This is a genomic window from uncultured Anaerococcus sp. (genome assembly GCF_937934665.1).
In the GTDB taxonomy this organism is placed as follows: Bacteria; Bacillota; Clostridia; order Tissierellales; family Peptoniphilaceae; genus Anaerococcus.
This window is the reverse complement of the sequence record NZ_CALGYW010000013.1, coordinates 1-2,823: the sequence shown is the minus strand read 5'-3', so window position 1 is coordinate 2,823 and position 2,823 is coordinate 1. Positions and strand designations below refer to the sequence as shown.

The 2,823-nt window shown below is 36.9% G+C and carries 2 protein-coding genes and 1 tRNA gene; all 3 read left to right on the top strand.

The features are described 5' to 3' along the window. Positions 1–93 precede the first annotated feature (93 nt). Positions 94–1,881 carry an NAD(+) synthase gene (nadE, locus tag Q0410_RS00645; RefSeq protein WP_299031673.1) on the top strand — a complete coding sequence of 596 codons (1,788 nt, stop codon included), beginning with the start codon at positions 94–96 and terminating at the stop codon, positions 1,879–1,881. After that, positions 1,874–2,671 (top strand): metallophosphoesterase, encoded by a 798-nt coding sequence (locus tag Q0410_RS00640; RefSeq protein WP_299031670.1) that lies wholly within the window; start codon positions 1,874–1,876, stop codon positions 2,669–2,671. Before nadE ends, Q0410_RS00640 begins: the two co-directional genes overlap by 8 nt. Beyond that, positions 2,662–2,735 (top strand) — tRNA-Arg (locus Q0410_RS00635). The genes Q0410_RS00640 and Q0410_RS00635 overlap by 10 nt, the downstream gene beginning before the upstream one ends. Positions 2,736–2,823: the final 88 nt, after the last annotated feature.

The window sequence follows — 2,823 nt, the reverse complement described above, 5'->3', positions numbered from 1 at the left end:
TAAAAACCTATAAAATAAAATTTAGAGAGTAGGACCCGGTTGGGTCCTCTTTTTTTTGTAAAAATATGGTAAAATAGGATTAAGAGGTTGATTATGAAAAGAAATATAAAAATAAAATCTGCGAATTTTCCAGTTTCTTTGGGAAATGTGCCAGATAATGTAAAAAAAATAAAAGAATTAATCAAAATAAGCGAGGCAGAAAAGGTAAATATTCTTTCTTTGCCAGAACTTTGCCTTACAGGGTCAAGTCTTTATGATGGATATCTTGAAGAAGATTTATTAGAGGCTTCTGAAGAAGGGATCAAAGATCTTATTTCCTTTAGCGAAAACTATGACTTGGCATTTACAGTAGGCCTTCCGATAAGGACTGAATTTGCCCTTTTTAATGCCGTAGCCCTTATAAAATCGGGCGAGATTTTGGGCATAGTTTGCAAAGAAAATTTAAAAACTTACGAAAAAACTATTTTTAATTGTAAGCCAAGGGGAAAATTTAAGGCTATTGACTATAACTTAGATGAGAATCCTTTTGTGAATGTTATTTCTGGCCTAAAAATCGGAATCACAATCGGTGAAGATGAGGATATGATTATACCAAAATCCCTTAAATTAAAGGAATTGGGAGCTGATATTATCCTAAATCCAGCTTGCAAGGCCCGCCATATTTTCACAGAAAAAGAAGTAGAGAAAAAAATTGAATTTTTATCAAAAGATATAATTTATGTTCACACTTCAGCAGGTGATGGTGAATCGTCAACAGATTTGGTCTATACAGAAGATTCCCACATCGCAAAAAATGGGGAAATTTTACTAGAAAATACCCATGTCTTTCCTGTAGAAATCTACGATGAGGTAGGGTATGAAAAATTTAATGTCTTTACTGATGAAGACTATTTTGTGGAGAAATTCCCATATCTGCCAATATCAGAATATTCAAAAGATTATCTAGAAGACGCACTTGAAATCCAGGCCCTTGGCCTCATTCAAAGAATGGAAGCAGTTGGGACAGAAAAAGTATTCTTAGGAGTATCAGGCGGTATCGACTCAACTGCAGCCCTTCTTGCCATAGACAAGGCCTATGAAATTGCTGGCTTTGATAAGAAAAATATTGGATGTTATACCATGCCAGCCTTTGGCACAAGCGACAGGACCAAGTCCAATGCTTATCTTTTGTGTAAGGCTTTGGGAATTGACTTAAAAGAGATAAATATTACCGGGTCTGTCACAGCCCACCTAAAAGACATCGGCCATGACGGGAAAACCCCAGACCTAGCCTACGAAAACGCCCAGGCAAGGATGAGAACTCAAGTTTTGTTTAACCTATCAAACATGGACGGGGGCCTTGTGGTTGGAACTGGCGATTTATCAGAAAACATGCAGGGGTTTGCGACCTACAACGGAGATCACATGTCATCCTACAGCCTAAATGCGACCTTGATGAAAACAGAACTAAGGTACATGATTAAATCTTTTTCTCATTTTACAGAAAATGAAGATTTAAGTAAGGTCCTAACCGACATCCTTGATACACCAGTTTCTCCAGAACTTGTAAGCGAAAAGGAAGGAGAAATTACTCAAAAAACAGAGGATATAATTGGCCCTTATGAATTAATTGACTTTTTTATCTACCAACATCTAACCTACCACAAGAGGGCAAAAACAATCTTAAAAGAAGCAGAAATGGCCTTTAAAGATAGTTATGGAAAAGCTACAATTAAAAAATGGCTAGTGTCATACTTTAAGAGATTTACACCTAGTCAATTTAAAAGATCGGCATCAGTTGATGGACCAAATGTCACAGGCAGGAGCTTTTCACCTAGACTTGGCTTTAAAATCCCATCAGATATGAAATCTTCCCTTTATTTAGGAGATCTAGATGAATAAAAAGAAAAAAGCAATCCTTGGGACCCTACTTTTTGCAACTATCCTCACAGGAGCATATGTTCATAACCAGGCCTTTGTGGGGGTAGAAAAAAGGCTGACTATAAAAAATCCCAAGGTCAAAGATGATTTAAAAATCACCCATATTTCTGATTTTCACTCAAATGTTATTTCAAATCTCGATGACGTTTTAAAAAACATCAGAGCTTTTAATCCCGATTTGATTTTCCTAACGGGTGATATGATAGATTACCCTACAGATAAAAAAATCGAAAGGACCATGTTTTTCTTAGAAAATTTATCTAAACTTGGGATAAAAATCTATTATGTATCGGGTAACCACGAAGAAGTATCAAATGATTCGGAAGTTTTTTATGAAAAAATTAAAAATCTTGGAATAAAAAAACTTGATAACGAGGGAGAAAATCTTATAATAGGGGATAATGAGGTTTATATATATGGGGTACCCTATTGGGGGATGAGCCTTGATGAATATATGCCAGAGGCAGGTCTAAATCTAATCCTTGCGCATTTTTCTAAAAATGTAAGAGAAAATTACGACCCAAGTATGGATATTATTTTTTCAGGCCACACCCACGGAGGCCAGGTAAGAGCGCCATTTATAGGAGCCTTAATAGCCCCTGGCGAAGGATATTTTCCAGATTTTGACAGCGGTCTTTATAAGTATGAAGAAAGCCAGATTTACGTATCAAGCGGCCTGGGAAACACCTTCCTCCCACTAAGGTTTTTAGACCCCATATCCTACACAAATATCACCATTGTGCGTCCTTAGTTTAATGGTAAAATAAGGGTGTCCGAAGCCCAAGACCAGGGTTCGATTCCCTGAGGACGTGCCAGGAAAAACAAAAAGCGTTGAAATTTCAACGCTTTTTTTGTAGTATGACGGGCATGTTCTAATGCTGGGGTGAAAATCCCTACAGAGCG

Coding starts and splice junctions, on each gene's coding strand:
- Q0410_RS00640 (WP_299031670.1), top strand. CDS start 1,874: ATGAATAAAAAGAAAAAAGCAATCCTTGGGACCCTACTTTTTGCAACT.
- nadE (WP_299031673.1), top strand. CDS start 94: ATGAAAAGAAATATAAAAATAAAATCTGCGAATTTTCCAGTTTCTTTG.